Source organism: Ruegeria sp. SCSIO 43209 (assembly GCF_019904295.1).
Taxonomy (GTDB): Bacteria; Pseudomonadota; Alphaproteobacteria; order Rhodobacterales; family Rhodobacteraceae; genus Ruegeria.
The window spans coordinates 2,400,889-2,421,501 of the sequence record NZ_CP065359.1; the positions used below are offsets into that span (position 1 = coordinate 2,400,889).

A 20,613-nucleotide genomic window follows, 5' to 3' on the forward strand; every position below is an offset into this window, starting at 1 on the left:
CGCCACCCCAGATCTGTAATCGGCTGACCCCGTGCGCAGATGGGCCTCTGAAACATTCTATGCCTCTTTGGCCTATGTCGCTGCATCGTTCCTAACATTCCAGGTGCTGATGCCGCTTCAGAACGTGTTTTTTCCCGCATACCCCAGCTATGCCAGCTTATTGTTCCTGCCGCACGGCGTGCGGGTTCTGTCGGCTTGGTTGTTGGGATGGAGGGCGATATTCGCACTGTTGCCCGGCGTTGCCATCGTCTTTGCCCTTGTGGGCGGTTGGGATGTTCTTCTGCCCAGCAGATTGCTGGCGATCACTATCGCGGTCACCACAGTTCCAGCGGTTTTTTATGTCTGCAAGGCGTTGGGCTGGGATTTGTTTCCGCGCGTCGATCGGAAGCCATGCTGGCTGTGCGTGATGGGCGTTGGAATCATCACATCGGTATTGGTGTCCGTTCTCACCAACATGGCCTTCGGCAGCGCAACGGCCGAGTATATCGCCTATCTGATCGGTGATATCTCAGGTCTTTTTTTCCTAATGTTGGGCCTCTATTTCGCCTTTCGATTTGCTGAAAGACGCAATTAACCCAAAAGACCCCTGCGCAGCAGGTTCAGCCCCGCAATCAGCAGTACAAGCAGAGTGAGTTTGCGGAACTGTGCCTGATCGATACGATCCTGCAGAAACTGACCCCCACGCATTCCCACCAAGGCAGGGATAATCAGCAGCGCTGAGAACACCGCGGTGTCAGTCCTTAGAATACCCGAACCCAGATGCGCCACAATAAGCGCCACGGCGCCCAGACCGTATATCACGCCCTGTACCCGCATCTGATCCTTCTTCGGTGTATTCAAGGCTGTCAGATAGGCCACGGTTGGTGGTCCCCACACGCCCGAGATGCCGCCGACAGCACCGGCCACCGCACCCACCATAGCCTCAACCCGCATTGAGGGCGCTTGCAGCGTCAGTTTCAGCCCCAGTAGTTGCATCAGAGCGAAGAACGAAACTGGTGCGCCTAAGATCAGCAGAAATGCCTTGGGCGACAAGATGTTGATCAGCTGCGCGCTGGCCAATAGACAGACCAGTCCAACGCTCAGAAATACCTTGAACTTTCGAACTGACGCCGCCGCCGCAGGTAAACCTTCCCGCAAGGCCTGCAGCCCATTGGTCACCAGCGTGGGCAAGATTAGACCTGCCAGCGCCAGCTCAGGCGGCAGCATCATGCTAAGACCAGAAACAAGCACCATTGGCATGGCAAAACCGACCATGCCTTTGACCCAGCCCGCGACGAAGGCAACGACCAAAGCCAGACAGAAATCCTGCGGCGACATAAGTGAAAACAGTCCCATCGACCCTTCATACCAGCCCAAAAAATTTCTGCACTGCAAAAGTCACTAAGCAATTTTTGAACTTTTTATGGATGATTTGCGTATTTTTGTTGCGCTGCATGTGCAGCATGATATGACCAGACAACCCAGCAGAGGACGTGATTCATGGCCCATGACGGACAGGATGTGACGAACATGACGCAGCCAGCGGTTTTGCCCGATCTTCTAACACTCAGCGCAGCCGCCCTGCCCGGCGTTCAAGCGGTGTTCGATAAGGCGGTCGAATCGGTTCGCGCGCAGGTGACTAGCGAAGGGCGCATATCGGGCGCACTGATCGAGGCCAATCAGACAGCCGCCCATGGGCTGGCTTGGCTGGCCACATACCACCAGTCGCTGCAGCAGATGCAGCGCTGGGCCGAGGCGCTTCAGGCCGAGGGAAAATTCGGCGAGATGGAGCAGCTGTTGCATCAGATCGCCTTTGGGGAATACTTGCATCAGATCGCCGGTGGTATTCCGATGAACCAGGGCGAGGTTGTACGTTTGCAGGATCTTGGCCTTGGCTGGGATGCTCTGTCGGGATTCCAATGCAGCGAAGTGCAGACACTGATGGCGCAAGCCAACTCTCAGGCCGCGCGCACGCGTCTGGTTGAGTTGATGCAGGACCAGTCCGGTGCCACCATGTTTGGTGCGTCTGGTCTGGACGAAGAACTGGAGATGATCCGAGACCAGTTTCGCCGCTATGCCGTTGAAAAGGTTGAGCCAAATGCCCATGAATGGCACCTGAAGGACGAACTGATCCCAATCGAGATTATCGAGGAACTGGCCGAGATGGGCGTGTTCGGTCTGACCATCCCCGAAGAATTCGGCGGGTTCGGCCTATCCAAAGCCTCAATGTGTGTGGTCTCGGAAGAGCTTTCGCGCGGGTACATCGGTGTGGGTTCTCTGGGCACACGGTCCGAAATCGCCGCAGAACTGATCATCGCGGGCGGTACGGATGAACAAAAGGCCAACTGGCTGCCAAAACTGGCCAGCGCCGAGATCCTGCCAACCGCTGTTTTCACTGAACCCAATACCGGATCGGATTTGGGCAGCCTGCGCACGCGGGCCGTCAAGGGTGAAGATGGTAACTATAAGATAACAGGAAATAAAACATGGATCACGCACGCGGCGCGCACCCATGTGATGACCTTGTTGGCGCGGACTAATCCCGACAGTACCGATCACCGTGGGCTGTCCATGTTCCTGGCTGAAAAGACACCTGGAACCGACGAGAACCCCTTCCCCACGCCCGGCATGACTGGTGGTGAGATTGAGGTGTTGGGTTATCGTGGCATGAAGGAATACGAGCTGGGATTTGACGGCTTCGAAGTGAAGGGTGAAAACCTGCTGGGCGGCGAAGAAGGCAAAGGTTTCAAGCAGTTAATGGAAACCTTCGAATCTGCCCGCATCCAAACGGCTGCCCGCGCCATCGGCGTAGCGCAGAGTGCTTTGGACATTGCCATGCAATATGCACAAGACCGCAAGCAGTTCGGCAAATCTCTGATCAATTTCCCTCGCGTCTCGGGCAAGCTGGCGATGATGGCGGTCGAAATTATGATCGCACGGCAGCTAACCTATTATTCTGCTTGGGAAAAAGACCACGGTCAACGTTGCGACCTTGAGGCCGGGATGGCCAAGCTGCTGGGTGCTCGAGTTGCTTGGGCTGCGGCGGATAACGGGCTGCAGATTCATGGCGGCAACGGCTTCGCTCTGGAATACAAAATTAGCCGCGTGCTTTGTGACGCGCGCATCCTAAATATCTTTGAAGGCGCCGCAGAAATACAGGCGCAAGTCATCGCGCGTCGATTGCTGGGCTGACGCCCGAAGCGACGCGGTTTCCCCAACTGAACCCGGCCTTGCGCCGGGTTTTCTTTTTCTTTCGTGTTGTACGGACCTTCAGGCCTATTTCTTCCGAGTTGTACAACTCGGTTTCAGGGCTTAATGGGCGAAACTTCCCCCTCGGATCGAGCGCAGAAATCGGGTAAAGGGCGTCAACCAAACCCAGCGCCCAAGCTGGCCAGAGGAGAATCGAGCGTGAAGATCATCATCGCAGTTTTGGCCACCTGCATGGCCCTTGCCGGATGCGCCATGGCACCAAACACCGGGCCCGATGATGTGGACCAGTTGGCACAAGCGATCCAGCAGCTTGACCCCAAGGTTGACCCTGCCGAGGCGCGGCGTGCAGCCGAGATATCTTATGCCTATTCCAATCAACTGAAACAGGACTGGAACGTCACCGATCCAGCCATCATCCACAACGCAAAGGTCATCAACGGATTTCGCGAAAAAGGTCTGTGCAATGATTGGGCGCAGGCCATGACCACGCGTTTGAAGCAAGAGAACTTTCGCACGCTGGACCTGCACTGGGCCACGTCGCCTCCAACTGCGTTCCGGATCATCCACCATTCGGCTCTGATCAGCGCTAAGGGAGATTCAATGTATGAAGGCATCATCCTTGACCCGTGGCGCAACAGCGGGGTGCTTTATTGGGATCAGGTGCGCGAGGATATCAAATACAACTGGCGCCCCCGCCTTGAAGTGCGCGAAGAGTTAATCAGCGGTGTGAACCCCTATTGACAGGATATTGCGATGTTACGTCTGGCCTTGTTCCTGCCCCTTTTGACCCTGTTCCAATGCGACAAGGATGAGACTGTCGCCGCCTATGGCGCAGCGGATCAGACATGGGCTTTGCAAGAGATCGACGGGCAGCCTTTTGAGGCCAGCGCCCTTTTGCGATTCCCCGCAGAGGGTCGGATTGAGGGCAATGCCCCGTGCAACACCTATTCAGGTACACTGAATGCACCCTACCCGTGGTTTGAGATCACCGATCTTGTCGCCACCCGCGCGGCTTGCGCCGGGCTTGAAGCCGAGGGGTTTTATTTCGCCGCACTGATGGCGATGACCCAGTCCGAGGTGTCCGGCGATGTGCTGATCCTGCGCAATGAGGACGGGCACGAAATGGTGTTCAAAGCCGCCGAGTAAACTGCGCCACAAATCGCGCGCGTGCGTCCGGCAACGGCGTATGACCCAGCGACGGAGCCAGATGGTTTTCCAGAAAATACCCGGTTGTGCGTAAGGCTTCAGCAATCTCGGTATCCGGAGCCGCGCCTTCGCCGCGCAGGGAGGGGGGCAAAGGCAGCAGCTTATCGGCCCAGTCCCCTGCCCCCGCCGCACTGACCGCGCGGCCGGTTTTCGGAGAGACATAGACCAACCCCTCGGTCGCCCTTGTCACTGCGCAGGCCGAAAGATCCAAGCCAAAGCCCAGCTCTTCCAGCAGCGCCAGTTCCCAGCGCAGATAGGCCAGTGGCCAGACCTCATCCTGACCCAACAGGTCCATCAACTGTTCTGTTTGCTGATAGATCGCCGGATGAGGCTCGCGTTCGGGCAGGCAAAAGGACAGCAGCGCCACCACCGCATTTAATCCGGCCAGCGCCAGCCGCCCTGAAAACGCCGCTGCAGCGCGCGAACGCAGGGGTTCGACCTGAAAGGTGCCAAGATGTTCTTCGAGCCGCGCGCGCCAAAGCACGTCCAGTTGCGCGCCGGGTTGCAGGATCGGGGCGATCTTGCGGCTGGTGCCACCGCGCACAATGCCGGCGTGACGACCATGGGCTTCGGTAAAGACCTCGATGATCGCCGCTGTCTCACCATGACGGCGAGAGGTCAGAAGAATGCCGTGATCACGCCAGTCCAAGTTTGGCCTCGTCAGGTCACCAGATATATACGCAGGAAATCTTATGGCCGTTGCAGGTTCAAGGTGGAAACGCGTCAGGTTGACCCTGTGGAACACCAAAAACACGTTGCGTGACATCTGTTCACGCAATAGTGTTCACTTTATGTTCTGCACGGAGGAATTTAAGAAATGTCACTTAACTATGTCATGATCGGTTCAAATGATGTCGTCAAAGCGCGAAGCTTTTACGATGCGGTTGTGCCCAAAATCGGCGGCAAGGTTATTGCTGAATATATGCCCCACGCTGTTTGTTACGAGCTGCGGGGCGGTGGGTCCATGTGGGTCGCGACGCCCTTTGACAAAGAGGCCGCGACGGTTGGAAACGGCAACATGGTTGGCTTGCTCTGCGAAAGCGAAGCGGAAGTGCGCGAGGTGCATGCCGAGGCTCTTGCCAATGGCGGAACAAATGAAGGTGATCCCGGAGATCGACCTCAATATGGCCCGAACTTCTATGGCGCTTATGCGCGCGATCCTGATGGCAACAAGATGAGCTTTGTCTATTTTAGCGATGCAGGCTGATCGCGCGCCCTAGAACGTCATACCTGCGTGAATCAGAATGCCGATAACCATCAGCAGGTTCAGCACCATTGAGATACCGTTGCCCACATAGATGGGCAACTTGCCCACCACCAGCCCATAGGCGAACCACAAAAACGACAGCCCGGCATACAGAGACCAGGACAGCAGCGACTGTCCGGTCGCGTGTTCGGAGTGGGTGAAATAAAGCTTGATCAGTTGTGGAAGCGTGGCGAAGGGGCCAACGACGCCGATGAAGACCATGAACCCCTCGAACCGCTGCATCCAGTGACCGAGATTTGAGTTTTCCAGTTTCTGGGCAAGCGTTTCAGCCACTCAACCCCCTCCTGTTCCTGCGGCCCCCGGAAGATTGGGCCGTTTCATTCAGCCGGTTGCAAAGCAAAATAGTCGCTTTGCGCCGTACGTCCAAGATCATTTGGCGCGGGTTAGTCCAGACCTTCTTCACCCAGCAGGTGCCTGCCTTGGCGGTCTTCCACCTCGATTACCCAAAGGTCGGGGTCAAAACTGCGTTGGCGGGTGATGGCGGCATCTACGTCTGCCTCTTCGCCGGATGAGAGCTCCACCCATTTGCGCTCGCCGCTCATCAGATCAAAACTGCGCTGAAAGGCTGCGGCCCGCCCGTTGAGTGTGTTGAGTTTGATAAGCACCGCCCCAGCGGTGTCATCCCCATGCGCCACAACAAAAGCCGGTATTTCCTGAAACCGCAGCCGCGCCAGATAGGCATGCACCCAGAATTCAGCTGTCAGCCGGGTCATGGTTCTGACCTTTCCGTAGGGGTTGAGAATTTTCGACGAAAATTCTTGGCCCGGGTCATGCGTTGCCGTCTTTGAAATCCAGACCCATTTCCGAGTAGCGCTCGGACTCCTCCAGCCAGTTTGGTCGGACTTTCACCTGCAAGAACAGGTGAATCTTGCGGTCCAAAAACTCTTCCAGCTCGGCACGCGCCGCCTGACTGACGGCCTTTATGGTCTCACCACGTTTGCCCAGCACGATCCCTTTGTGGCCATCACGCATAACATAGATGACCTGATCGATCTTGGCCGAGCCGTCCTTGCGCTCTTCCCAGTTCTCGGTCTCGACGGTCAGCTGGTAGGGCAGTTCCTGATGCAGGCGCAGAGTCAGTTTCTCGCGCGTCATCTCAGCCGCGATCATGCGCAGAGGCAGATCCGCAATCTGGTCTTCTGGATAGAGCGACGGGCCCTCGGGCAGTTCCGAGGCCAGCCATTTGCGCAGGTCGTCGACACCGTGGCCTTTTTCGGCCGAGATCATGAAGGTCTCGGCAAAGGGATAACGCGCATTCAGGTCACTGGTCAGCGCCAGCAGCTTTTCCGAGGGCACCTTGTCGATCTTGTTGATCGCAAGTGCGATGGTGCGGCCCTGCCCGATCTCTTCGAGGCCTTCGAGGATGCGTTCGACACCTTCGGTGATACCGCGATGCGCCTCGATCATCAGCACGACCACATCCGCATCCGCAGCCCCGCCCCAAGCGGCGGCGACCATGGCACGGTCCAGACGGCGGCGTGGTTTGAAGAGGCCCGGCGTATCCACAAAGACCAGTTGCGCATCGCCCTCCATCGCCACGCCACGGATGCGAGCACGCGTGGTTTGCACCTTATGTGTCACGATCGAGACCTTGGCTCCGACCATGCGGTTCAGAAGGGTGGATTTGCCTGCGTTGGGCTCTCCGATCAGGGCGATAAATCCGGCGCGTGTGCTCATGTGTCCTGCGATCCTGTTTGCAAGTGCGCACCCCTATAGCAGAATGCGCGGACGGGCCAGAGGGATTTGTCGCATCGCGGATATCTGTGAGCGAAGGCCAGTCTGCGGCCCATAGGGCGACGCTGCCCGGTCGGCCGGTGCCGGCATTGGCCGGGCTTGATCGCGCGATCAGGTTGTAGTGTTCAACGCCAGAACTTGGTTCGGATAGGCTTGGTCCCCGATCCGAAAATCTGTGACTCCGACCTGCCGGAACCCTTTGGCTAGATAGAAGTCGATTGCGGGCGTGTTCTCGGAATTGGTTGTCAGCCAAATCGACGGGCGCCCTTTTTCACGCATGTAGTCAATCGCGATATCAAGCAGCGCCGAGCCGATGCCTTTACCTTGATGGCGGTGCTGGACGTAGAACGTCACGATTTCTAGGTCAGAAAGCCCGTCCACAGGTGCGGCGCGACTTTCCGCAAGCCGAATATAGCCGTCGATCCCGTCTTCGTTTTCGGAAACCATCAAGAGGTCTTGGCCGTCCTCCAATATGGCTTCGAACCGGGCGGTCGTGAACTCGGACAGTGCGAACTCGGCAAAGAAGGCGTTCACACCACGCTTTAGATAGGTTCCGATCCAGACCTCAATCGACAGGGCCGCGAGGCTGGCGGCGTCGGCTTTCTGGGCGGGTCTGATTTTCATGATCTGGCTGCGCAGAGGATCAAGACAACTGTTCCAACAACGCCTTTGCCGCGGCTTGTTCGGCTTGTCGCTTGGAGCCGGCGGTAGCCTGCGCCTCGGTCCCGTCCTGCAGGCGCGCGGCGATGGTGAAGATCGGAGCGTGGTCGGGGCCGGTGCGTTTGACCTCGACATATGCAGGGGGTTTCTGACCGCGGGCCTGCGCCCATTCCTGAAGCGAGGTTTTGGCGTCGCGGGCGTCGGCCTCGACCTTGTGGATGCGATCGCCCCAGAGGGCGAGGATCACGTCTCGGGCAGCCTCGAATCCTGCGTCGCGGTAGATGGCCGCGATGACCGCCTCCATCGCGTCGCCCAGCAAGGCCTGCTTGCGACGACCTCCGGACAGCATCTCGGACCGGCCCAGTTTCAGCACCGCACCCAGATCAATCTGGCGGGCCACATCGGCGCAGGCTTCCTTGCGCACCAGCGCGTTGAAACGGGGGGCCAGTTGGCCTTCGGAAGCTTTCTTGTCGGCCTCAAGCAAAGCAGTGGCCATGACGAGGCCCAGGACGCGGTCGCCCAGAAATTCAAGACGCTGATTGTCGGGGCGCGTGGCAGAAGACACCGAGCCGTGGGTCAGCGCGCGCACCAGCAGTTCAGGGTCGGAAAACTCATACCCCAAGCGCTGCTGGAACGCCTTTATCTCAGCCGATAGCTTCAATTGACCGCCTTGAAGAAACGATCACCGCGCCATGTCCAGAAGAACAGCATGGACCGGCCAGCGGAGGAGAACATAATCCGGTCGGCGCGACCGATCAGGTTTTCGTACGGCACAAAGCCAACGCCTCCGGCGGATTGCGGCAGACGGCTGTCGGCCGAGTTGTCGCGGTTGTCGCCCATGAAGAAATAATGGCCCTCGGGTACGGTATAGACCCCGGTATTGTCGGAGCCCTGATTGCCGATGTTCAGCACGTCGTAGGAAACACCATTTGGCAAGGTCTCGATCAGGCGGTTCTTTTCGCAAACACCGCCGATCCCGACGGGACCGTTGGAACAGCGCGGGCGCAGGCCTTGTGGGCCCTGCGGTTCAGCAACTTCGGTGAACACACCATCGGGTTGCTGCGGCACAGGAGTGTCGTTGAGGATGATTTGGCCTCCACGAATCTGGATACGATCACCCGGCAGGCCGATCAGTCGCTTGATATAGTCGCGCCCTGTTACCGGATGGCGGAAGACGATGACATCGCCCCGCTCGGGATCGCCACCCAGCAGACGGGAGTTGTCATCACCCTGCATCCAACCGCACACATCCTCGGCATCGATGTTCAGGCCGACGCTGGGGATGATCAGGCTAGGGCAGGACGCGTAGGAATAGCCATAGGCCATCTTATTGACGAAGAGGAAATCACCGATCAGCAGCGTCTGCTTCATGGAGCCTGAGGGAATCCAGAACGGCTGAAAGAAAAGCGTGCGGAAAACGCCCGCGATCAGCAGGGCGTAGACGATAGTTTTGATCGTCTCCCAGACGGCGTTTCCGGATTTGGCTTCCTCGGCCATACTGCTCTCTCCAGTCTATGCGTGGTTGGGGTGCTACATGCGTGTCGGGTGGAGGCAAGTCAAGGCTGCGCGGGTGCTTCTTGCAGCGGACGGGCCTCGATCACCACAAAGGCCTGCGCCCAGGGGTGATCATCGGTCAGGGTGACGTGGATGATCGCCTCGTGGCCTTCGGGAGTCATTTCTTTCAGACGCTCGGCGGCCCAACCGGTGACATGCATGACGGGCTGGCCGGTGCGCAGGTTGGTCACCGCCATGTCTTTCCACGCGATCCCCATCCGCAGGCCGGTGCCTAACGCCTTCGAGCACGCCTCTTTCGCGGCCCAGCGTTTGGCGTAGGTGCCCGCAGTATCGGCGCGACGCTCAGCCTTGCGCTGTTCGGTTTCAGTGAAGACACGGTTACGGAAGCGGTCGCCGAACCGGTCGAGCGCGCCCTGAATGCGGTCAATATTAGCGAGGTCGGTGCCGATGCCGAGGATCATGTCAGACCTCCAACACAACGGTCCCGAGCTTTTGCCCCGCCTCGACCATTGCGTGTGCATTTGCCGCATCCATCAGCCCTCCGCCGGGGACGACGGCGTGCGACAGTGCGCCTTGTTCCAGCCACTGGCCCAACTGCGCCTCGCCACGACGGCGGGCCGCGGCGTCGAGTTGGTAGACGATCAGCATATGCAGGCGGATGTTCTTGAACATGAAGCCATAGAAATCCAGTTCGGGCTTCATTTGCGAAGCCGAGGCATAGCTGGCGATGGTGCCACCGGGGCGGATCATAGAAAGGGAAGCGGGTTGGTTGGCGGCGAAATCAACCTCGACAATGCGGTCTATGCCTGCGCCGTTGGTCATGTCCATCGCCGCCTCGGCCACGTCTTGCGTGCGGTAGTTGATCCATTCGGACGCGCCGGAATGGGCGGCTTTTTCATCTGAACTGACCGTTGTGATAACGCGTGCGCCGCCCAGTGCGGCCATCTGGCAGGCGTAGCGTCCGACCGTGCCTGCGCCGCCGGTCACAAGCACGGTCTGGTCAGTGATCGGTCCGTCACAATAGAGCGCGTACCATGCAGTCAAGGCGGGGATACCAAAACACGCGCCCTCGGCGAAGCCGGTCGTATCTGGAAGGAATACGGCCTGTTCGGAGGGGAGCGCGATGTATTCGGCCCCAGTGCCAAAAGCGCGTTGCCATTGGCCGTTCCAGATCCAGACACGTTCGCCGACGCGCGCGGGATCGACCCCTTCGCCTACGGCCTCAATCACTCCGGCCCCGTCCGAGTGGGGAACAACCATCGGGTATTGCATCACAGCGCCAGGGCGCGCGCCGCCGCGCAGCTTGACGTCTGAGGGGTTGATGCCGCTGGCATGGACCCGGACAAGAACGTCGCCTGGGCCGGGGTTGGGCGTGGGCAGGTCGACCAACTCAAGGACATCCGCCGCCGCACCAAATCCGCGATAGGTGATTGCTTTCATGACAGTCCCTCGTCTCCTATTGGTCAGCCGCGTCGGGCGTTTCCAGATCGAACACCAAGACGCCCTCGGCCCCATCCACGCACAGCGCGACAAGCCGTGCGCCAAGTTGCTGGTGGGTTTCGTCACTGGCGTAGCGCTGTAGGTCGGCCTGAGCCGCGAAATCCAGCGTGAAGCCGTAGGGATAGCTTGGGGATTTTGCCTCAAAATCGCGGTTGGGGCCGTGGATGAAGCCACCGCAGCCAGACAAACGGTCTGCGACCGCGCCCAGCCCATCCATCACAGCTGCAAGCTCTGCGGTGTCGTGATCGGGCTTGAGTCGCAGCATCACGCAATGTCGGATCATCCTTGCACCTCAGAGGTCATGACAGGCGCACCGTGAGAATCTTGTAGCTGGCCACGCCAAAGAAACCCGCGAAGGCAAAATCAAACCAACGGCGGGCGCGGCGATAGGCGTTGACCATGCGCGCAGACGAAAACAAGAAGGCGTAGCCGATGAAGATCAGCAGTGAACCCGCATAGAGCATGGCGAAATAACCCAGCAGCATAGCAAGGCTGGCGTCATTTGGCGCAACGATGGCGTAGATCGAGCCCCAGCTGAGGATCGCCTTGGGGTTGGTCAGATGGATCGCTGCACCCTTGGCAAATATCGTGCCCAATGAGCCGGTGACCGGATTGCCCAGCGCGACCTCATCCGAAGTCAGCGCGCGGCGCAGCGCCTTGAGCGCCAGCCAGCCCAGATAAGCGACGCCGATATAGCGGATCACCTCGAACACCCAGACATTGGCCAGCATGATCGCCGACAGCCCCAGTGCGGCGGCGATGCCCCACGCGGCGGACCCGGCGCAGATGCCCAGCGCAAAGGCCAGACCGGCGGTGCGGCCTTCGTTCATGGCGGTTCCGGCGATGCCCATGGTGGCAGGGCCCGGAGAGCCCCCGGCCATGAGCCATGCAAACCAGATCGCAACAAAGCCGGGTGTGATCATGCCCGCGCCTCGTCCATCAGGCGGCGCATTTCGTGAACCGCAGGGGTGAGGCCGCGAAAGATGGCCTCGCCGATCAGGAAGTGGCCGATATTCAGCTCTCGCACTTCAGGGAAGGCCGCCACCGGTTGCACGGTGTCGTAAGTCAGCCCGTGACCCGCATGAACTTCAAGACCCAGCGAATGGGCATAGGCGGACATCTCGCGCAGGGCTTCCAGTTCGCGCGCGGCGTCGTCCAGTTTGCCTTCGGCGTGGAAATCGCAATAGGCACCGGTGTGCAGTTCGATCACCTCAGCCCCAATGCGGTGGGCGGCGTCGATCTGGCGCTGGTCGGCGGCGATGAAGATCGACACGCGGCAGCCCACATCGCGCAAGGGCGCAATGAAATGGGCCAGCTTATTTTCCTCGCGCGCGACTTCTAACCCCCCTTCGGTTGTGCGTTCCTCGCGCTTTTCGGGAACGATGCAGACGGCGTGCGGCTTGTGGCGCAGGGCGATTTTCTGCATCTCGTCGGTTGCGGCCATCTCGAAGTTCAGCGGCACCGACAGGATCTCCATCAACCCGTCGATATCGGCGTCCGAGATGTGGCGGCGATCTTCGCGCAGATGTGCTGTGATGCCGTCGGCCCCGGCCTCTTCCGCGATCCGGGCGGCGCGTAGTGGGTCGGGATAGGCCCCGCCGCGCGCATTCCGCACGGTGGCTACGTGGTCGATATTCACGCCCAGACGCAAACGGTTGTCAGACATCTTTCGAATCCTTCATTGTCCCTGAGGTCGAGCCTAGTGGTTTTGTCGGGGGAACGTCAGCCTCTGCCTGAGCAAGGCGTTTGATTTGTTCAAACTTCGCTTTGATTCTGGCGCGGCGGCGTTGCTGATAAGTACGGATAAGCGGCAGGCTAAGATAGGCGCAGATCACTCCGGCCACGATGCCTGGAATGACCCCGCCGATCATATAAGGAAAGAACACATCGTCATAGAACCGGCTAAGCCCGTGCCAGTCCGCCTCGCGATGGGTGAACATGGCGATGCAATTGTCCTTGAGATCGCCCATCGCATCCGCAAATTTCCCCATCAACCCATCGGTATCGTCTTTGCGGAACTTGGTCCCCAGCAGGAAATGCCCGGTTTGCAGGCTTATGACCGCGATCGGCACATAGGTCAGGGGATTGCCAAAGAACGTGCCGCTGAGCGCGGCAAGAATGTTGCCGTTCAGCAGCCGCGCCAGCACGGCGGCGACCAGGAAATGCAAGCCATAGAAAGGCGTGAACGAGGCAAACACCCCTGCCCCGATGCCACGCGCGATGCGTTCCGGGCTGTCAGGCAGGCGCCGAACCCGATGTTTGACATAGTGAAAGGCACGGGTCCATCCGCCGCGCGGATAGACGAACTCTGACGCGACTTGGACAGGCGAGCGGCGATCTCGGCGCTTGAAAACCACTCGTGATCACCCCTTCTCAGCCAGCCGCAACGGCGGGTTTCGCACTTTCCCGGTACCGTTCGACCGCAGCAACGTCGCTTTCAGCCTCGAGCATCAGCATCAGCGAATGCAGCTGTTCAAGATCGCGAAGTTCGACATTGATCATCAGCCGATAAAAATCCGGTTTGCGGTCGACAAATTCGAGGTTCGAGATATTGGCCTTTTTCTCGCCGATCAATGTGCAAATACGCCCCAGCACCCCGGCATCATTGCCGATGGTCAAATCCAGCGTCGCGCCATAGACGGCGGGGTGGGTGCCCGAATGCCAGTGCAGATCAACCCAGCGCTCGGGTTCATTTTCAAACTCGGTCAGGCGATCACAGTCGATGGCGTGCACGACAACACCCTTGCCGCGATATGTAATTCCGACGATGCGCTCGCCTGGCAGTGGCTGGCAACAGGGGGCACGATCGAATTTCTGGCCCGGTTCAAGCCCGATCACAGCACGACGGGGCGAGATCGCGTCGCCATCATCCTTGGTGAGTTCGGGATATACCGCTTCGACCACCTCATGGGCGGTCAACTCGGCACTGCCCAGACGGGCCAGCAACTCGTCCCGATCTTTTAAACGCAGGTGTTTGGCAGCGGTTTCCAGCGCCTTGTCGGTGGCTTTGCGGCCCAGGTTTTCGAACCCGGCGCGGGCCAGTTCCTTACCCAGCTTGATGAAGCGTTCCCGGTCGACCTCGCGCAAGGCGCGGCGGATCGAGGTGCGGGCTTTGCCGGTGACTGCGATCTCAAGCCACGTGACCTGCGGGCTCTGGCCATCGGCGGTGATGATGTCCACCGACTGCCCGTTCTTGAGCCGGGTCCAAAGCGGCACACGAATGCCATCAACCTTGGCCCCCACGCAGGCATGACCAATGCGGGTGTGGATTGCGTAAGCAAAATCAATCGGCGTCGCCCCACGCGGCAGTTTCACCACATCGCCCTTGGGGGTGAAGCAGAACACCTGGTCCGAATACATCTCGAGCTTCACAGCTTCGAGGAAATCCTCATGATCATCCTCGCTGTCGAATTGCTCGGTCAGGTTTGCGATCCACTTTGCCGGGTCGACCGCAAAGGGGTTTTCGGACCGCACACCGTCGCGATAGGACCAGTGCGCTGCAACGCCGGTTTCGGCCACATCGTGCATCTGGCGGGTGCGGATCTGAACCTCGACCCTTTTGCCGTCGCGCCCCGAAACCGTTGTGTGGATCGAGCGATAACCGTTCGATTTCGGCTGGCTGATATAGTCCTTGAATCGCCCTGGCACCGCGCGCCAGCGCTGGTGGATGGCACCGAGTGTGCGGTAACAGTCTTCCTCGGTCTGGGTGATGATGCGGAACCCGTAGATGTCGGACAAACGTGAGAAACCCTGATCCTTTTCCTGCATCTTGCGCCAGATCGAATAGGGTTTCTTGGCGCGACCAAAGACTTCGGCTTCAATGCCCGCCTTTTCCAATTCGTGCCGCATGTCGCCGGTAATGCGATGGATCACGTCGCCGGTTTCGCGTTGCAGAGTGATAAAGCGGCGGATGATCGACTGGCGGCCTTCGGGGTTCAGGACGCGGAAGGCAAGGTCTTCGAGTTCCTCGCGCATCCATTGCATCCCCATGCGGCCCGCAAGCGGCGCGTAAATATCCATTGTCTCACGCGCTTTTTGCACCTGCTTTTCAGGGCGCATCGCCTTGATCGTGCGCATGTTGTGCAGGCGGTCGGCGAGTTTGACTAGAATAACCCGAAGGTCCTTGGACATGGCCATGAACAGCTTGCGGAAATTCTCGGCCTGTTTGGTTTCACGGCTGGACAGCTGCAGGTTGGTCAGCTTGGTGACGCCATCGACCAGCTTGGCGACCTCATCCCCGAACAGTTCGGTAACCTTGCCATAACTGGCTTTGGTGTCTTCGATCGTGTCGTGCAACAGGGCCGTTATAATGGTCGCATCATCCAGACGCTGTTCGGTCAGGATGGCGGCAACTGCAACGGGATGAGAGAAATAGGGCTCGCCGGAATGGCGAAACTGGCCTTCATGCATCTTTTGGCCAAATTCATAGGCCCTTTCGATGCGGTCGGCATTTGTCTTGGGATTGTAATTGCGGACCAGCGCAATCAGGTCTTCTTCTGAAATCATCCGGTCCGCACCTTTGTCGCTTGGGTTACCCCTGGCCCTGGGCCTCCATCAGAGCGCGCAGGAGCTTTTCTTCCGACATGTCGTCATCCGCAGGCTTGTCAGATTCCGCACCCATCAGCAGGGCCATCTGATCTTCTTCGGGCTCATCAACCTCGATCTGGGTCTGGTTGGCTTCGATCAGACGCTCGCGCAGCTCATCAGCGCTTTGGGTTTCGTCGGCGATTTCGCGTAGCGAGACGACAGGGTTCTTGTCGTTATCGCGGTCAACGGTGATCGGGCCACCAGCAGAAATCTCGCGCGCCCGGTGGGCTGCAAGCATCACCAGTTCGAACCGGTTCGGGACCTTGTCTACACAATCTTCGACCGTAACGCGGGCCATAGGGCGCTCTCCGTAAATGAATCCGTGGCAGGAAGGGGTTTATCTAAGCGCGAATCCCCGCCTTGACAAGCAAGAAATGCCGCAAATGCGAGGATCACAGAGGCTTGACCTCTGCCACCTCATCGGGTGGCAAGGCTGCAACCATCTGCGTCACTGTCCGGTCCAGAACGGGATGGCGCCAATCGGGGGCGACATCCATCATGGGAACAAGCACAAAAGCGCGGTCCTGCAAGCGCGGATGGGGCAGGATAAGGTGTTCCGGCGCAGATTTGGTCTGATCTTCGGGGGGAAGGGTCAGCCAGCGCTGGTATTCGGCGTCATCCGGCAGCACAAGTTCATCCCAACAGACCAGATCGAGGTCCAGAGTGCGCATGCCCCAACGCTGTTCACGGGCGCGCTCAAAATCATGTTCGATGCGGTGCAGCAGGTCCAGAACACCCTGTGGCGTGAGGTCCGATTCGATCAAAACCGCTGCGTTGACATAGTCCGGCCCTGCCCCTGCCGGAAAGCATGGGGTGGCAAAAAACCGGCTTGTCTCGCGAATCACCAAGCCCGCCTCGGCCATCGCGATCAGCGACCGCTCAAGTGTCACCTTGGGCCCACAACCTCTCAGACTGAGATTTGCCCCTAGGGCAATGACCGCTTTTGACAAGGTTTTGTCCACTTCAGACCCCATATTCGGACCAGAGAATACTTGCGATAAAGCCTAAAACACCTATTTTAAGGACACCATTGCACTGACCTATTACTTTATCACTCACGGAGCTCACGGTGCGGTGGCTTATACCGGAAGGACCATTTTATGTTTTACAAGGACGAACGGCTAGCGCTGTTCATCGACGGCTCGAATCTTTATGCAGCCGCCAAAGCACTGGGGTTTGACATCGACTACAAGTTGCTGCGTCAGGAATTTATGCGCAGAGGCAAACTGCTTAGAGCTTTCTACTACACAGCGCTACTGGAAAATGACGAGTATTCCCCGATCCGGCCTCTGGTGGACTGGCTGCACTATAATGGCTTCACCATGGTCACCAAACCGGCCAAGGAATACACCGACAGCATGGGGCGTCGGAAGGTCAAGGGAAACATGGATATCGAGCTTACCGTCGATGCCATGGAACTGGCACCACGCGTTGATCATATCGTACTGTTTTCGGGCGATGGGGATTTCCGCCCGCTGATCGCAAGCCTGCAACGGCAGGGCGTACGTGTTTCCGTTGTTTCGACCATCCGTAGCCAGCCGCCGATGATTTCGGACGAACTGCGCCGCCAGGCCGATAACTTCATTGAGCTGGAAGACCTGCGCGACGTGATCGGCCGCCCTCCGCGCGAGATGCCGACTGAACCCCGCAGCGTCGCAGCTGCAGGCGGGCACTGACCCCACCAAACCCCACCACTCACCAATGGGGGTTGGCAAGAATATGCGCGGCCAGGGCCAGAAGCCCTGGCCGCGCGACTTTAAAGGTATAGGTGCTGAAAACACCCTTGTGCTAACAGCGATTCATGTCAGTGAAATGACGCAGTGCTGTCTGGACCATGGCAATGAAAAGACCTAGGTGTTCGGTCCAGGAGATCGCCGAATGACAAAGCCGCCGCTGACATTATATCTGGCCGCCCCGCGCGGGTTCTGCGCCGGAGTGGACCGTGCCATCAAGATTGTGGAAATGGCCCTTCAAAAATGGGGGGCGCCTGTCTATGTGCGCCATGAGATTGTTCACAACAAATTCGTCGTCGACGGTCTGCGCGCCAAGGGTGCCGTGTTTGTCGAGGAGCTGGACGAATGCCCTGATGATCGCCCCGTGATCTTCTCGGCCCACGGTGTGCCAAAATCGGTGCCCGCCACAGCAGCCCAGCGCGAGATGATATATGTCGACGCCACCTGCCCGCTTGTATCCAAGGTACATGTCGAGGCGCAGCGCCATGCGGATGCCGGGCTGCAGATGATCATGATCGGCCACAAGGGCCACCCCGAAACCATCGGCACCATGGGACAGCTGCCCGATGGCGAGGTGCTGCTGGTTGAAACGGTAGAAGATGTGGCGCAGGTCGCTGTGCGTAACCCCGAAAAGCTGGCCTTTGTCACCCAGACAACCCTATCGGTGGATGACACCAAGGACATTATTGCCGCGCTTGAGGCCCGCTTCCCCGCCATCGTCGGGCCGCACAAGGAAGACATTTGTTATGCCACCACCAACCGGCAGGAAGCGGTGAAAGCCGTCGCTCCGAAAGCCGATGCCTTGCTGGTGGTGGGTGCGCCGAACTCATCGAATTCACGTCGTCTGGTCGAGGTCGCCTCGCGCGCCGGATGCAGTTATGCGCAGCTGGTGCAGCGCGCGACCGAGATCGACTGGCGTGCGCTGGAAGGAATTTCCAGCATTGCGGTTAGCGCCGGGGCATCCGCGCCCGAGGTGCTGGTGAACGAGGTGATCGATGCATTCCGCGACCACTACGATGTCACCGTCGAGCTGGTCGAAACCGCTGTCGAGAATGTCGAGTTCAAAGTTCCCCGCGTATTGCGGGAACCAGCATGAGCGGCATCCCCCGCGCGCCGTTATTCCTTGGTTTGGCTGGGCTGATCCCGTTTGTCTGGGGCGCGCTGACTTATCTGAACGGTGATTTGAACGATTGGGGTCGGCAGACGCTGGGGTCGCGCTTCGTGGGGCCGTATATTCAGCTATTCTATGGCTCGGTGATCCTGAGTTTCATGTCGGGCGTGTTGTGGGGCTTCGCCACCAAAACCTCAGGCAGCAAAGCTGCGGCCTGTTACACCTTGTCGGTGTTGCCTGCACTTTGGGCATTTTTCACGACCGGCGGCGGTCCGGTGAATGCGGGCACCAACCTGATGTATGGGTTTGCGGGCTTGCTTTTGCTGGACGCCATGTTCTCATATTGGCGGTTGACCCCGGTCTGGTGGATGCGGCTGCGCGTCCTGCTAACCGCTGTCGTGCTGACCTGTCTTGCTGTGGGAGTTTACCTGTGAGTGATGAACGGACCATCAAGGCCTACACGGATCGCGTTGCGGATTACCTAAGGATCCCCCTGCCCGCCGAGCAGCTAGAGGCGCGTCAGGCTTTTGTAGATGCGGTCCGCGAGGGTGGATATGTGCTGGATCTGGGCTCGGGTCCCGGATCAGACAGCGCGTTTCTGATGCGGCAAGGGCTGAAGGTACGGGCGCTGGATGCAACCCCTGCCTTTGTTGAACATGCGCGGAGCAACGGTGTTGACGCCCACCTTGGCACCTTCGATGACGTCACAGAGGTAGCAGAGTATGACGGCGTCTATGCCAGTTTCTGCCTGCTGCACGCCCCGCGCGCCGATTTCCTGCGTCATCTGAACGCGATCCACACCGCACTGAAGCCGGGCGGGCAGCTGTTCCTGGGAATGAAGCTGGGCACGGGCGAGCATCGCGATGATTTGGACCGTTACTATACCTATTATTCAGAGGCCCAGATCAAGGACGCCCTGACCTCGGCAGGTTTCATCATTGATCGTTCCGTGCAGGGAATGGGGAAGGGTTTGGCCGGGTCTTACGACGGGTTCATTCTGGTATTCGCTCATGCCTGATCTCTTTGCCTATACCGATGGTGCCTGTTCCGGAAATCCCGGCCCCGGCGGCTGGGGCGTACTGCTGCGCGCGATGGATGGCGAGACCATCCTGAAAGAACGCGAGCTGAGCGGAGGCGAAGCCGAGACAACCAACAACCGGATGGAACTGCTGGCTGCAATCAGTGCTTTGGAGACGCTGGAGCGGCCCTCGAAGCTGACTATCGTCACCGACAGCGCTTATGTGAAGAACGGCGTTACGGGATGGATTTTCGGGTGGAAGCGGAACGGCTGGAAGACGTCGAACAAGAAGCCGGTCAAAAATGTCGATCTGTGGCAGCGGCTGGATGAGGCGCAAGAGCGGCATCAGGTGACATGGGAATGGGTCAAGGGTCATGCGGGCCATCCCGAAAATGAACGCGCGGATGAGTTGGCACGCGCCGGCATGGCCCCATTCAAACCTAAGAAGGCGCAGGCGTGAGCGGGCTTGCCCTGCTGGATTACGCCTCGGTTTTGGTCTTTGCGCTGACCGGTGCGCTGGTGGCCAGCCGAGCGCAGCTTGATCTGGTCGGGTTTGCCTTCATCGCCTGTCTGACGGCAGTGGGCGGTGGTACCGTACGCGACTTGCTGCTGGACCGACATCCGATCTTCTGGGTCGGTCAGCCCGCTTATATCCTGATCGCTTGCGGCGCTGCGGTGCTGGTATTTTTTACCGCTCATCTGGTCGAAAGCCGGTATAATTGGCTGGTTTGGTTGGACAGTTTCGCCCTGTCCATCGCGGTCGCTGCTGGCACGGGTGCGGCGTTGTCGTTGGATCAATCCGGTATCATCGTAGTGCTGATGGGGGTGACCACGGGCTGTTTGGGCGGCTTGATGCGTGACGTGGTGTGCAACGAGGTGCCGCTGGTACTGAAACAGGGTGAGCTTTATGTATCCTGCGCCTTTATCGGAGCCTTGACCGCTGTGTTTGCCACCCGCCTCGGGCTGGAAGGCCTGCTGGCATTGGGCTTATGTGCATTGATTTGCTGGGCGTTGCGCGCCGGATCTCTGCTGTTCGGTTGGCAGTTGCCGGTTTACAAGGCCCGACCGCCTCGGCAATAGGGTAGAAACGGAC

28 protein-coding genes are annotated in these 20,613 nt (G+C 59.0%); 11 read left to right on the forward strand and 17 right to left on the reverse strand.

All coding sequences use genetic code 11. The features are described 5' to 3' along the window. Nucleotides 1–31: 31 nt before the first annotated feature. Nucleotides 32–574, forward strand: a complete 543-nt coding sequence (locus tag I5192_RS12010) for a hypothetical protein (protein WP_255611805.1) — start codon at nucleotides 32–34, stop codon at nucleotides 572–574. Here the strand turns inward: I5192_RS12010 and I5192_RS12015 are convergent. After that, complete coding sequence (locus I5192_RS12015; protein WP_170402277.1) at nucleotides 571–1,335, reverse strand: sulfite exporter TauE/SafE family protein; 765 nt, start codon at nucleotides 1,333–1,335, stop codon at nucleotides 571–573. The genes I5192_RS12010 and I5192_RS12015 overlap by 4 nt on opposite strands. 144 nt (nucleotides 1,336–1,479) lie before the next feature. Here I5192_RS12015 and I5192_RS12020 point away from each other — a divergent pair, with 144 nt between their 5' ends. From I5192_RS12020 to I5192_RS12030, 3 genes are all read left to right on the forward strand, one after another. After that, nucleotides 1,480–3,171 carry an acyl-CoA dehydrogenase family protein gene (locus I5192_RS12020; RefSeq protein WP_170513458.1) on the forward strand — a complete coding sequence of 564 codons (1,692 nt, stop codon included), beginning with the start codon at nucleotides 1,480–1,482 and terminating at the stop codon, nucleotides 3,169–3,171. A gap of 216 nt (nucleotides 3,172–3,387) precedes the next feature. Further along, nucleotides 3,388–3,930: a hypothetical protein gene (locus tag I5192_RS12025; RefSeq protein WP_223116928.1), complete on the forward strand. Its 543-nt coding sequence runs from the start codon at nucleotides 3,388–3,390 to the stop codon at nucleotides 3,928–3,930. 12 nt (nucleotides 3,931–3,942) lie between these two features. Continuing rightward, the gene (locus I5192_RS12030) at nucleotides 3,943–4,335 is read left to right on the forward strand and encodes an META domain-containing protein (protein ID WP_223116929.1); all 393 of its coding nucleotides are present in this window, start codon (nucleotides 3,943–3,945) and stop codon (nucleotides 4,333–4,335) included. Here the strand turns inward: I5192_RS12030 and recO are convergent. Further along, nucleotides 4,319–5,044 carry a DNA repair protein RecO gene (gene recO, locus I5192_RS12035; protein ID WP_223116930.1) on the reverse strand — a complete coding sequence of 242 codons (726 nt, stop codon included), beginning with the start codon at nucleotides 5,042–5,044 and terminating at the stop codon, nucleotides 4,319–4,321. The two genes, I5192_RS12030 and recO, sit on opposite strands and share 17 nt — an antisense overlap. A 168-nt stretch (nucleotides 5,045–5,212) precedes the next feature. Between recO and I5192_RS12040 the strand changes: the two genes are divergently transcribed. Continuing rightward, nucleotides 5,213–5,602, forward strand: a complete 390-nt coding sequence (locus tag I5192_RS12040; protein ID WP_170402289.1) for a VOC family protein — start codon at nucleotides 5,213–5,215, stop codon at nucleotides 5,600–5,602. Between the two features lie 9 nt (nucleotides 5,603–5,611). Here I5192_RS12040 and I5192_RS12045 read toward each other — a convergent pair whose 3' ends face one another. The 15 genes from I5192_RS12045 to folK form a co-directional block, all read right to left on the reverse strand. Further along, the gene (locus I5192_RS12045; RefSeq protein WP_170392607.1) at nucleotides 5,612–5,935 is read right to left on the reverse strand and encodes a SemiSWEET transporter; all 324 of its coding nucleotides are present in this window, start codon (nucleotides 5,933–5,935) and stop codon (nucleotides 5,612–5,614) included. 110 nt (nucleotides 5,936–6,045) lie between these two features. Further along, a complete protein-coding gene (locus I5192_RS12050; protein ID WP_170402292.1) occupies nucleotides 6,046–6,375 on the reverse strand; it encodes a DUF1491 family protein in 330 nt (109 codons plus the stop codon). Between the two features lie 55 nt (nucleotides 6,376–6,430). Further along, on the reverse strand, nucleotides 6,431–7,339 hold the full coding sequence (era, locus tag I5192_RS12055) for a GTPase Era (RefSeq protein WP_223116931.1): 909 nt from the start codon (nucleotides 7,337–7,339) through the stop codon (nucleotides 6,431–6,433). Nucleotides 7,340–7,507: 168 nt separating this feature from the next. Beyond that, nucleotides 7,508–8,020, reverse strand: coding sequence for an N-acetyltransferase (locus I5192_RS12060; protein WP_170425217.1), 513 nt, complete (start codon nucleotides 8,018–8,020; stop codon nucleotides 7,508–7,510). Between the two features lie 19 nt (nucleotides 8,021–8,039). Then, complete coding sequence (rnc, locus tag I5192_RS12065; protein WP_170686674.1) at nucleotides 8,040–8,717, reverse strand: ribonuclease III; 678 nt, start codon at nucleotides 8,715–8,717, stop codon at nucleotides 8,040–8,042. Next, nucleotides 8,714–9,553, reverse strand: a complete 840-nt coding sequence (gene lepB / locus I5192_RS12070; RefSeq protein WP_170625107.1) for a signal peptidase I — start codon at nucleotides 9,551–9,553, stop codon at nucleotides 8,714–8,716. The genes rnc and lepB overlap by 4 nt, the downstream gene beginning before the upstream one ends. A 59-nt stretch (nucleotides 9,554–9,612) precedes the next feature. Further along, nucleotides 9,613–10,032 (reverse strand): holo-ACP synthase, encoded by a 420-nt coding sequence (gene acpS / locus I5192_RS12075; RefSeq protein ID WP_223116932.1) that lies wholly within the window; start codon nucleotides 10,030–10,032, stop codon nucleotides 9,613–9,615. A 1-nt stretch (nucleotide 10,033) separates the two neighbouring features. Then, nucleotides 10,034–11,011 (reverse strand): NADPH:quinone reductase, encoded by a 978-nt coding sequence (locus I5192_RS12080; RefSeq protein ID WP_170402304.1) that lies wholly within the window; start codon nucleotides 11,009–11,011, stop codon nucleotides 10,034–10,036. A gap of 16 nt (nucleotides 11,012–11,027) precedes the next feature. Continuing rightward, nucleotides 11,028–11,354 carry a Dabb family protein gene (locus I5192_RS12085; RefSeq protein ID WP_170636242.1) on the reverse strand — a complete coding sequence of 109 codons (327 nt, stop codon included), beginning with the start codon at nucleotides 11,352–11,354 and terminating at the stop codon, nucleotides 11,028–11,030. A gap of 16 nt (nucleotides 11,355–11,370) precedes the next feature. Next, nucleotides 11,371–11,994: a LysE family translocator gene (locus I5192_RS12090; protein WP_170425202.1), complete on the reverse strand. Its 624-nt coding sequence runs from the start codon at nucleotides 11,992–11,994 to the stop codon at nucleotides 11,371–11,373. After that, on the reverse strand, nucleotides 11,991–12,737 hold the full coding sequence (locus tag I5192_RS12095; protein WP_170392617.1) for a pyridoxine 5'-phosphate synthase: 747 nt from the start codon (nucleotides 12,735–12,737) through the stop codon (nucleotides 11,991–11,993). The genes I5192_RS12090 and I5192_RS12095 overlap by 4 nt, the downstream gene beginning before the upstream one ends. After that, nucleotides 12,730–13,428 carry a DUF2062 domain-containing protein gene (locus I5192_RS12100; protein WP_170392618.1) on the reverse strand — a complete coding sequence of 233 codons (699 nt, stop codon included), beginning with the start codon at nucleotides 13,426–13,428 and terminating at the stop codon, nucleotides 12,730–12,732. Before I5192_RS12100 ends, I5192_RS12095 begins: the two co-directional genes overlap by 8 nt. 16 nt (nucleotides 13,429–13,444) lie before the next feature. After that, entirely contained in the window at nucleotides 13,445–15,577 is a 2,133-nt protein-coding gene (locus tag I5192_RS12105; protein ID WP_170662887.1) for a bifunctional (p)ppGpp synthetase/guanosine-3',5'-bis(diphosphate) 3'-pyrophosphohydrolase, read from the reverse strand. Nucleotides 15,578–15,602: 25 nt separating this feature from the next. Next, complete coding sequence (gene rpoZ, locus I5192_RS12110; RefSeq protein ID WP_010437681.1) at nucleotides 15,603–15,956, reverse strand: DNA-directed RNA polymerase subunit omega; 354 nt, start codon at nucleotides 15,954–15,956, stop codon at nucleotides 15,603–15,605. A gap of 94 nt (nucleotides 15,957–16,050) precedes the next feature. Continuing rightward, the gene (gene folK / locus I5192_RS12115) at nucleotides 16,051–16,632 is read right to left on the reverse strand and encodes a 2-amino-4-hydroxy-6-hydroxymethyldihydropteridine diphosphokinase (RefSeq protein WP_223116933.1); all 582 of its coding nucleotides are present in this window, start codon (nucleotides 16,630–16,632) and stop codon (nucleotides 16,051–16,053) included. 126 nt (nucleotides 16,633–16,758) lie between these two features. On the opposite strand from folK, the gene I5192_RS12120 reads away from it, so the two are divergent. The 6 genes from I5192_RS12120 (at nucleotide 16,759) to I5192_RS12145 (ending at nucleotide 20,600) form a co-directional block, all read left to right on the forward strand. Continuing rightward, entirely contained in the window at nucleotides 16,759–17,334 is a 576-nt protein-coding gene (locus I5192_RS12120; RefSeq protein ID WP_039541714.1) for an NYN domain-containing protein, read from the forward strand. A gap of 202 nt (nucleotides 17,335–17,536) precedes the next feature. After that, nucleotides 17,537–18,487: a 4-hydroxy-3-methylbut-2-enyl diphosphate reductase gene (ispH, locus tag I5192_RS12125; protein ID WP_170392621.1), complete on the forward strand. Its 951-nt coding sequence runs from the start codon at nucleotides 17,537–17,539 to the stop codon at nucleotides 18,485–18,487. Further along, nucleotides 18,484–18,936 (forward strand): DUF3429 domain-containing protein, encoded by a 453-nt coding sequence (locus tag I5192_RS12130; RefSeq protein WP_170392622.1) that lies wholly within the window; start codon nucleotides 18,484–18,486, stop codon nucleotides 18,934–18,936. The genes ispH and I5192_RS12130 overlap by 4 nt, the downstream gene beginning before the upstream one ends. Beyond that, nucleotides 18,933–19,520, forward strand: coding sequence for a bifunctional 2-polyprenyl-6-hydroxyphenol methylase/3-demethylubiquinol 3-O-methyltransferase UbiG (locus I5192_RS12135; protein WP_223116934.1), 588 nt, complete (start codon nucleotides 18,933–18,935; stop codon nucleotides 19,518–19,520). Before I5192_RS12130 ends, I5192_RS12135 begins: the two co-directional genes overlap by 4 nt. Then, nucleotides 19,513–19,980: a ribonuclease HI gene (rnhA, locus tag I5192_RS12140; RefSeq protein WP_170402325.1), complete on the forward strand. Its 468-nt coding sequence runs from the start codon at nucleotides 19,513–19,515 to the stop codon at nucleotides 19,978–19,980. The genes I5192_RS12135 and rnhA overlap by 8 nt, the downstream gene beginning before the upstream one ends. Next, nucleotides 19,977–20,600: a trimeric intracellular cation channel family protein gene (locus tag I5192_RS12145; RefSeq protein WP_170392625.1), complete on the forward strand. Its 624-nt coding sequence runs from the start codon at nucleotides 19,977–19,979 to the stop codon at nucleotides 20,598–20,600. The genes rnhA and I5192_RS12145 overlap by 4 nt, the downstream gene beginning before the upstream one ends. Nucleotides 20,601–20,613 lie beyond the last annotated feature (13 nt).

Excerpts from the sequence above, each read along its gene's own strand:
- I5192_RS12015 (WP_170402277.1), bottom strand. The coding sequence starts at position 1,335 with ATGGGACTGTTTTCACTTATGTCGCCGCAGGATTTCTGTCTGGCTTTG.
- I5192_RS12020 (WP_170513458.1), top strand. The coding sequence starts at position 1,480 with ATGGCCCATGACGGACAGGATGTGACGAACATGACGCAGCCAGCGGTT.
- I5192_RS12030 (WP_223116929.1), top strand. The coding sequence starts at position 3,943 with ATGTTACGTCTGGCCTTGTTCCTGCCCCTTTTGACCCTGTTCCAATGC.
- I5192_RS12040 (WP_170402289.1), top strand. The coding sequence starts at position 5,213 with ATGTCACTTAACTATGTCATGATCGGTTCAAATGATGTCGTCAAAGCG.
- I5192_RS12050 (WP_170402292.1), bottom strand. The coding sequence starts at position 6,375 with ATGACCCGGCTGACAGCTGAATTCTGGGTGCATGCCTATCTGGCGCGG.
- era (WP_223116931.1), bottom strand. The coding sequence starts at position 7,339 with ATGAGCACACGCGCCGGATTTATCGCCCTGATCGGAGAGCCCAACGCA.
- I5192_RS12060 (WP_170425217.1), bottom strand. The coding sequence starts at position 8,020 with ATGAAAATCAGACCCGCCCAGAAAGCCGACGCCGCCAGCCTCGCGGCC.
- lepB (WP_170625107.1), bottom strand. The coding sequence starts at position 9,553 with ATGGCCGAGGAAGCCAAATCCGGAAACGCCGTCTGGGAGACGATCAAA.
- acpS (WP_223116932.1), bottom strand. The coding sequence starts at position 10,032 with ATGATCCTCGGCATCGGCACCGACCTCGCTAATATTGACCGCATTCAG.
- I5192_RS12080 (WP_170402304.1), bottom strand. The coding sequence starts at position 11,011 with ATGAAAGCAATCACCTATCGCGGATTTGGTGCGGCGGCGGATGTCCTT.
- I5192_RS12085 (WP_170636242.1), bottom strand. The coding sequence starts at position 11,354 with ATGATCCGACATTGCGTGATGCTGCGACTCAAGCCCGATCACGACACC.
- I5192_RS12090 (WP_170425202.1), bottom strand. The coding sequence starts at position 11,994 with ATGATCACACCCGGCTTTGTTGCGATCTGGTTTGCATGGCTCATGGCC.
- I5192_RS12095 (WP_170392617.1), bottom strand. The coding sequence starts at position 12,737 with ATGTCTGACAACCGTTTGCGTCTGGGCGTGAATATCGACCACGTAGCC.
- I5192_RS12105 (WP_170662887.1), bottom strand. The coding sequence starts at position 15,577 with ATGATTTCAGAAGAAGACCTGATTGCGCTGGTCCGCAATTACAATCCC.
- rpoZ (WP_010437681.1), bottom strand. The coding sequence starts at position 15,956 with ATGGCCCGCGTTACGGTCGAAGATTGTGTAGACAAGGTCCCGAACCGG.
- folK (WP_223116933.1), bottom strand. The coding sequence starts at position 16,632 with ATGGGGTCTGAAGTGGACAAAACCTTGTCAAAAGCGGTCATTGCCCTA.
- I5192_RS12120 (WP_039541714.1), top strand. The coding sequence starts at position 16,759 with ATGTTTTACAAGGACGAACGGCTAGCGCTGTTCATCGACGGCTCGAAT.
- ispH (WP_170392621.1), top strand. The coding sequence starts at position 17,537 with ATGACAAAGCCGCCGCTGACATTATATCTGGCCGCCCCGCGCGGGTTC.
- I5192_RS12130 (WP_170392622.1), top strand. The coding sequence starts at position 18,484 with ATGAGCGGCATCCCCCGCGCGCCGTTATTCCTTGGTTTGGCTGGGCTG.
- rnhA (WP_170402325.1), top strand. The coding sequence starts at position 19,513 with ATGCCTGATCTCTTTGCCTATACCGATGGTGCCTGTTCCGGAAATCCC.